This is a genomic window from Candidatus Propionivibrio aalborgensis, assembly GCF_900089945.1.
GTDB lineage: Bacteria > Pseudomonadota > Gammaproteobacteria > Burkholderiales > Rhodocyclaceae > Propionivibrio > Propionivibrio aalborgensis.
Genome location: NZ_FLQY01000034.1, coordinates 1 through 6,852, shown reverse-complemented (window position 1 = coordinate 6,852; position 6,852 = coordinate 1). Strand labels below are relative to the sequence as shown.

Here is a 6,852-nt window from a genome sequence, read left to right as displayed (position 1 = left end):
CCATCGCAATTCGACATCAGCATAATCAGAAAGTTCATTCTTCATTGTGCCGAATCAATAGTCACCAATATCTGGCAGCTCGCAGCAGGCCCCGCGTTCGGTCGCATTGCACGTCGTCTCCTTGTCATGATGCTCTTCGTGTGCATGGGCACGGCGATCGGCATCGGTTTCCTTACGGGCAACAGTTCGCGTTGGCCCTCGCTTGCGCTGGGCTCGGTGCTGGCGATCTACGCGTTGGCCGGGCTGTTCTTGCCGCGCCTCTCTGTGCCCGCGCGGCAAGAGGCCATACTTGGGCCTGTCGTTGGCTGCATCACCGGCGTGCTCACAGGCGCTACCGGTGTGTTCGCCGTGCCAGCCGTTCCTTACTTGAGCGCCCTTGGTTTCACGAAGGACGAACTCATTCAGGCGCTGGGTTTGTCGTTCACGGTATCCACGGTGGCGCTTGCCGCCGGCCTTGGTGCCGCAGGCGGTTTTACCCAAGGTCTCGCACTGGGCTCGGCCGCTGCAGTCGTCCCGGCACTTGCAGGCATGTTTATCGGCCAGACCGTTCGAGACAAGCTTGAACCTCAAACATTCCGTAAGTGGTTCTTCGTCGCAATGTTGCTTGTCGGAGCCTACATGGCTGCCAGGGCACTGGGCGCAAAGTGAAACTATTTGCTCAGACATTGAGTCTCTTGATTCGCAAATTGATCAAGCGTACGTAAATACGTACCATCGGGGTTTTGGAGACCCACAATGGCTACCCTCACTGCGAGCGAAGCACGCGCCAATCTGTATCGCCTCATTGACCAGACCGCTGAGTCGCATCAGCCAATCCACATTGCCGGAAAACGAGCGAGCGCCGTTCTTTTATCCACTGAGGATTGGCAGGCAATTCAAGAAACGCTCTCTCTGCTCTCGATTCCAGGTATGCGTGAATCCATCAAGGAGGGCATGGCCGAGCCGCTTGGCAAAAGTGCCAAGGAACTTGACTGGTGAGCTGGAAGGTAGTCTTTTCGAAGCATGCCGTGAAAGATGCGAAGAAGCTGGGTGCGGCCGGCCTGAAGGCCAAAGCACAAGGACTGTTGGTCGCCCTTGCCGCCGACCCGTTTCAGAACCCACCTTCATTCGAAAAGCTCGTAGGCGATTTGGCCGGTGCCTATTCAAGGCGTATCAACATTCAGCATTGCCTGGTCTATGAGGCCTTCAGCAAAAAGCGCGTGGTTCGAGTGCTTCGCATGTGGACACACTACGAGTGAGAGCGGCCCAATACTGCGGTGCAGCCCCTGAAGCCGCGCGTTGAGCGTCAAAGGAGGTTCAAAAAATGAGTACGCTTGAGCGAGCGATTGTGATTGCAGCAGAAACGCATGAGGGCCAATTAGACAAGGCAGACGCACCCTATGTGTTGCATCCGCTCCGGATGATGCTGTCTCTGTCAACAAGCGACGAAAGGATCACCGCTGTACTGCATGATGTCGTTGAGGATTGTGGTGTATCGCTTGAGATGCTTCGTGCAGAGGGTTTTTCCGAGCAGGTGCTTGAGGCAATCGATTCTGTAACAAGACGCGTTGACGAATCCTACGAGGAATTCGTCCTGCGTGCGGCGTCAAACCCAATTGGCCGGCGGGTGAAACTCGCTGACCTTCGCGACAACAGCGATCTGTCACGCATCGCGCATCCGACGGCTCACGATTATGACCGCATCGAGAAATACCACCGTGCGATGGATACGATTTGCGCTCTTGAGGGAAGCGATGGAAGCTGATCTCTCCTATTGCGTCGTCTGTCTGCGGCTGCGCGCGGTTTCCAGGTGCTGGCAGAGGCGTTCGGCACCGTCCAGCAGGCGCGGCGTATGACGCTGGATCAAATCCGGCTGGACAAAGAAGAGGTTGTCGCGCGCGACGGCGGTAATTGACGTCCACCGTTTCCAGTCATCCAGCCACTCGGGGCGCGATTCGCCCATGCCGCTGGCGACGATGGCCTCGGGATTGGCGGCAATCACGGCTTCGACAGTGACCGTCGGCGCAAAGGATTCGAGTCCGGCGAACACGTTCTCACCGCCGCACAGACTTACAACGGCGGAGATGATCTGTTTGGCGCCGATGGTCATCAACGGTTGTTTCCAGATCTGATAGAACGTTCGCACCGTCGGGCGTTGGGCGTAGCGTTTCTGCAGCCCCGCCAAGCGTTCGCGAAATTGTTTGGCGGCAGCGTTGCCCACAGTACTGGTGCCGGCGAGTATGCCGAGGCGTTCGAGTTCGCTGGCCACATCTTCAATTCGATTGGGTTGCGAGATATAGAGGGGGAAACCCAGCGCGCGCAGCTTCTCCACATGCGCTGCAGCATTGCCACTCTGCCAGGCGACGATGAGGTCGGGCTTGAGCGCCGCGACGGCTTCAAGATCGAAACGCGAATAGCCGCCGACGCGTGACAGTTTCTTCGCGGCTTCCGGGTAGTCGCTGTATTCGACCGTGCCGGCGATATGTTCACCGGCGCCAGCAGCGAACAGTGTCTCGGTTGCGTGCGGGGCCAGACTGACAATCCGCAGGGCTGGTTGTGCCAGACGCACCGTGGCGCCCGTGTCGTCAATCACTGAAACATCGGCATGGGAGAGCCGGAAAGCGGCGAGCCAAGCAATGACGAACAGGTGTTTCGGCATGGGGGAATCCATTGGTTGATTGCCCGAAGAGTGAGAGAAAGCACGAGCAAAAAAATCAGGTGGGAGTAATGCAGTGCAGGCGTGAGAAAATGCGGGCCACAAGAATTGGATTTTACGATGAATAACGCCCTCACTACCCCTGACAGCGCACCCAAAAGCGCACCGAACAGCACAACAAGAACCCCCACCCTGATGGTTCAGGGTTGTACCTCCGATTCCGGCAAGACGACGCTGGTTGCTGCGCTGTGCCGCATTCTGCACCGCCGTGGCGTACGCGTCGCGCCGTTCAAGCCGCAGAACATGGCGCTGAATTCGGCGGTGACGGTCGATGGCGGCGAGATTGGCCGTGCGCAGGCATTGCAGGCGCTGGCGGCCGGCCTGGCGCCTCACTCCGACTTCAATCCGGTCTTGCTGAAGCCGGCCACCGACAAGCGCGCGCAGGTGATTATCCACGGCAAGGCGCTGACCGATCTCGACGCCCGCGATTACCACGAGTACAAGCCGCGTGCGATGAAGGCAGTGCTCGAATCCTACGAACGTTTGTGCGCCCAATATGAGTGTGTGCTGGTTGAAGGCGCCGGCAGCCCGGCCGAAATCAATCTGCGCGATCGCGATATCGCCAACATGGGTTTTGCCGAGGCCGTCGATTGTCCGGTGATCCTGATTGCCGACATTGATCGTGGCGGTGTTTTCGCCCATCTGGTGGGCACGCTCGATCTGCTCTCCGCTTCTGAGCAAGCGCGGGTGAAGGGCTTTGTGATCAATCGCTTTCGCGGCGACATCGGCCTGCTCGAATCCGGCCTGCGTTGGCTCGAAGAGCGCACCGGAAAACCGGTGTTGGGCGTATTGCCCTATCTGCACGGACTCTACCTCGACGCCGAGGATGCGCTGCCGCGGGGAGTCGAAGACAAGGACGCGAAGGCAACGAAATTGCGCATTATCGCGCCGGCCTACCCACGCATTTCGAATCACAACGATCTCGATCCCTTACGTTTCCACCCGGAAGTCGACTTTCGTTTTATCGGCCCCAACGACCGACCCCCACCGTGCGATCTCATCGTTCTGCCCGGCTCAAAGGCCGTGCAAGCCGATCTGTCCTGGTTGCGAACGCAGGGTTGGGACGAGGCCATTAGCCGTCATCTGCGGTATGGCGGGAAAGTGATCGGGATCTGTGGCGGCTTGCAAATGCTTGGCCGGACTTTGCACGATCCGCTGGGTCTGGAAGGCGAACCGTGCAGCATCAACGGCCTCGGCTGGCTCGACTATGAGACGACGCTGGCAGCGGAGAAGACGCTGGAGAACGTCAGCGGAACGCTGGCGCTGTCGGGCACAGCAAGCGTCGCCGGTTACAAGATCCACATGGGCGTGACGCAGGGTGCGGCGCTGACGAAACCGGCGGCACTGCTCGACGGCAAGCCGGACGGCGCACTGTCTGATGACGGCAAGATACTGGCCACTTATTGTCACGGCTTGTTCGATGCGCCGGAAGCGCTCGCGGCGCTGCTTGCCTGGGCCGGACACAAGCCGACGTCCACCTTCGATCCGCATCAGCGGCGCGAACAGGATCTGGATCGCTTGACCGATGCCGTGGAGGAAAGCCTGGACTTGAGTCTATTTGCCGAGTGGTTCCCTGCCCTGCCGACGCAGACCAGGACGCAGCGACCGTAGCGGTTGGCCGCAAACATTTTCCACACGTCTCATTTCAGGCTTCGGGCGTTCGGCCGAAGAATCACTCCGACCAATGCGATGAGACAAAAAATTGCACCGGCATGGAATGTGGCGGTAGCGCCGTAGCGGTCCCATAGCAAGCCCGCGAGTACGCTGGCAATGAGCATGGCGACTCCGCTGACCAGATTGAAGAATCCAAAAGCTGTGCCGCGCAGATCGGCAGGCGCCGTATCAGCCACCATCGTGGCGAGCAGACCTTGCGTGATGCCCATATGGATTCCCCACAACGCGACACCCGCAAGCACGACAGCCCAATGGTCGCTGGTGGCAAGAACCAGGTCGGCGCAGATCAACACCGCCAAGCCGATCGCCAGCAGCCTGACGTGGCTCATACTGTCGGACAACTTGCCAAAGGGATAAGCAGCAAGCGCATAGATGACATTCATGGCCACCATCACCAATGGCACCAGGGCCATGGGGATACCGCTCTGCTGGGCACGCAACACCAGAAAGGCTTCACTGAAGCGCGCCAGCGTGAACACGGCACCAACACCCACAACCCACCAATAGGATGCGCCCAACCGTGCGAGGTTTTCACGGCGAATCGGGTTGGTTCGTTTGCCAGTCTGCTGTTGCTCCGGTTCGCGCAAGCCAAAAAAGAGCAGGGCGACGGCCATCACGCCGGGAATCACTGCGACCCAGAAAACCGCGCGGAAATCGTCTGCCCAGAGCAGCATCAGTCCAACCGCCAGAAGTGGGCCGAGGAAGGCGCCGACCGTATCGAGGGACTGGCGCAAGCCATACGCGGCACCGCGCAAGTGTGTCGGTGTGATATCGGCGATCAGTGCATCGCGCGGAGCGCCTCGCACGCCCTTGCCGATGCGATCCAGCAGGCGCGCCGTCAGCACGACGCCGGTTGAAGCGGCGACAGCAAACAGTGGTTTGGTCAGTGTGCCAAGCGCATATCCGAAAACTGCCAGTCCTTTGCGCTTACCGAGGTAATCGCTCAAGGCGCCGGAGAATACTTTGACGATCAGCGCGGTGGACTCGGCCAGACCTTCAATCAATCCGACCATGAGGGCGCTTGCTCCCAGAGTCGTGACCATGAACATGGGCAGCAGGCTGTGAATCATTTCCGAGGAAACATCCATCAGCAGGCTGACGAAGCCGAGCACCCATACGCCAGCCGGAATCCGGCCTGCTGCAGAGTTGGTGCCGGCATCACTTGTCATTTGCCTATCCGTGCTTTGCATTGCACGTACGTTTCCGAAATGGGAGCATGGTCCGCGACCGGCACAACACTGCGGATCTGCAATCTTCCTGGGAGTGTGTCTCAATCAAGAGGAAAACAGGCCATGCAGTCGACGCCAGGGCGTAGACCGTGCCGGACCCGACGGCTGGCTTCCATCGCACACAACCTGGTTTCGTCCCCTGTGCTTGGCTTCATAGAGCGCCTTGTCGGCCGCAGCCACCAGCCGGTCAGCCAGTTGCTGATCTTCGCCGACCATATCTTCGACAGGCAGCATGGACAGCCCGATGGATATGGTGAGCCTGATGGTCTGACCATCGAGCGCCCGCAAGTCTTTTTCAGCGATGCTGCAGCGAATCCGTTCGGCGATTTGCTGAGCGTGATGCAACTCGGCTTGCGGCAGAAGCGCAACGAATTCCTCGCCGCCGTAGCGGGCAATCGTATCGCCCGACCTGAGCTGGGACTGGATGGCGAGGGCAACGCTCTTAAGCACTTCATCGCCCGATGGGTGGCCGTACGTGTCATTGATGCGCTTGAACTTGTCGATGTCGAGGAACATGCACGCCAAGGGATGCTTGTATCGGCGCGCCTGGCTGATTTCCACATGACAACGGTGTTCGAAGTAACGGCGGTTCTGTACGCCGGTCAAAACATCGGTCAGACCAATCAGTTTCAAGCGTTCCTGTGCAAGTGCACTTTCAATGCAGATGGCGACGACTTCAGCCAGTCGTTCAAGGAAGTCCGTCCCGCAACCTTGGACATAGCGATCAGGATTGGCACTGCCGAAGTTGAGGCTGCCGATCAGTTCGCCATGACGGGCAAGTGGCAAGAGGGCAACGGAGGAAATGGCTCCTTCAGGGGCATTGAAGATGCCCTGATGCTGCTCTGAATTGAACGCTCCCAGGCAAGGATGGCGTGCATTTCCATAGCGTATTTCCAGCGGAACGGGCGACTGGAGAAGCGTGAGTCCGCTCAAACCTGCATCGCTGCCATGCGCACTTTCGAGGATCCGGGTGGATTCATAGTCCTTATCGACCAGCGCGAGGGTGACAAACTCAATTCCAAACGCGAGCCTGTATTCGGTCAGCAGCAGGTGAACCAGTTCCAGAAGTGAGCTGGCGCCGATCAGCTTGCGCTCGAGTTGATCAAACCGGCGCATCTTGTCTTCGTTCTGTCGTGCCTCGTGCAAGAAGGCTTCCAGTTGCTGGCGAAGCGAGAAGTTCTCCGATTGGAGAAGCGTGTTGGTCGTCATTCTTTCGGCTCTTTGTCTATACGACAAACTGTACAGCATATATGG

8 protein-coding genes are annotated in these 6,852 nt (G+C 58.7%); 5 read left to right on the top strand and 3 right to left on the bottom strand.

The features are described 5' to 3' along the window. The 4 genes from PROAA_RS02405 to PROAA_RS02390 form a co-directional block, all read left to right on the top strand. Positions 1-648 (top strand): sulfite exporter TauE/SafE family protein (locus PROAA_RS02405; protein WP_186409793.1); only part of this gene is annotated, 648 nt, incomplete at its 5' end. 87 nt (positions 649-735) lie between these two features. Further along, positions 736-978, top strand: a complete 243-nt coding sequence (locus tag PROAA_RS02400) for a type II toxin-antitoxin system Phd/YefM family antitoxin (protein WP_186409792.1) — start codon at positions 736-738, stop codon at positions 976-978. Further along, a complete protein-coding gene (locus tag PROAA_RS02395) occupies positions 975-1,238 on the top strand; it encodes a Txe/YoeB family addiction module toxin (RefSeq protein WP_186409791.1) in 264 nt (87 codons plus the stop codon). Before PROAA_RS02400 ends, PROAA_RS02395 begins: the two co-directional genes overlap by 4 nt. Before the next feature lie 65 nt (positions 1,239-1,303). Beyond that, entirely contained in the window at positions 1,304-1,744 is a 441-nt protein-coding gene (locus PROAA_RS02390) for an HD domain-containing protein (RefSeq protein ID WP_186409790.1), read from the top strand. Positions 1,745-1,750: 6 nt separating this feature from the next. Here PROAA_RS02390 and PROAA_RS02385 read toward each other — a convergent pair whose 3' ends face one another. After that, on the bottom strand, positions 1,751-2,638 hold the full coding sequence (locus PROAA_RS02385) for a cobalamin-binding protein (RefSeq protein ID WP_245664125.1): 888 nt from the start codon (positions 2,636-2,638) through the stop codon (positions 1,751-1,753). 192 nt (positions 2,639-2,830) lie between these two features. Between PROAA_RS02385 and PROAA_RS02380 the strand changes: the two genes are divergently transcribed. Further along, complete coding sequence (locus tag PROAA_RS02380; protein ID WP_186409794.1) at positions 2,831-4,306, top strand: cobyric acid synthase; 1,476 nt, start codon at positions 2,831-2,833, stop codon at positions 4,304-4,306. A gap of 29 nt (positions 4,307-4,335) precedes the next feature. Here PROAA_RS02380 and PROAA_RS02375 read toward each other — a convergent pair whose 3' ends face one another. Both PROAA_RS02375 and PROAA_RS02370 read right to left on the bottom strand, forming a co-directional pair. Next, positions 4,336-5,538 carry an MFS transporter gene (locus PROAA_RS02375; protein WP_186409788.1) on the bottom strand — a complete coding sequence of 401 codons (1,203 nt, stop codon included), beginning with the start codon at positions 5,536-5,538 and terminating at the stop codon, positions 4,336-4,338. A gap of 105 nt (positions 5,539-5,643) precedes the next feature. After that, the gene (locus PROAA_RS02370) at positions 5,644-6,807 is read right to left on the bottom strand and encodes a GGDEF domain-containing protein (protein WP_186409787.1); all 1,164 of its coding nucleotides are present in this window, start codon (positions 6,805-6,807) and stop codon (positions 5,644-5,646) included. Positions 6,808-6,852: the final 45 nt, after the last annotated feature.

What these genes read in the sequence shown, in the direction of transcription:
- PROAA_RS02400 (WP_186409792.1), top strand. Translation starts at nt 736, where the DNA reads ATGGCTACCCTCACTGCGAGCGAAGCACGCGCCAATCTGTATCGCCTC.
- PROAA_RS02390 (WP_186409790.1), top strand. Translation starts at nt 1,304, where the DNA reads ATGAGTACGCTTGAGCGAGCGATTGTGATTGCAGCAGAAACGCATGAG.
- PROAA_RS02385 (WP_245664125.1), bottom strand. Translation starts at nt 2,638, where the DNA reads ATGCCGAAACACCTGTTCGTCATTGCTTGGCTCGCCGCTTTCCGGCTC.
- PROAA_RS02380 (WP_186409794.1), top strand. Translation starts at nt 2,831, where the DNA reads ATGGTTCAGGGTTGTACCTCCGATTCCGGCAAGACGACGCTGGTTGCT.
- PROAA_RS02375 (WP_186409788.1), bottom strand. Translation starts at nt 5,538, where the DNA reads ATGACAAGTGATGCCGGCACCAACTCTGCAGCAGGCCGGATTCCGGCT.
- PROAA_RS02370 (WP_186409787.1), bottom strand. Translation starts at nt 6,807, where the DNA reads ATGACGACCAACACGCTTCTCCAATCGGAGAACTTCTCGCTTCGCCAG.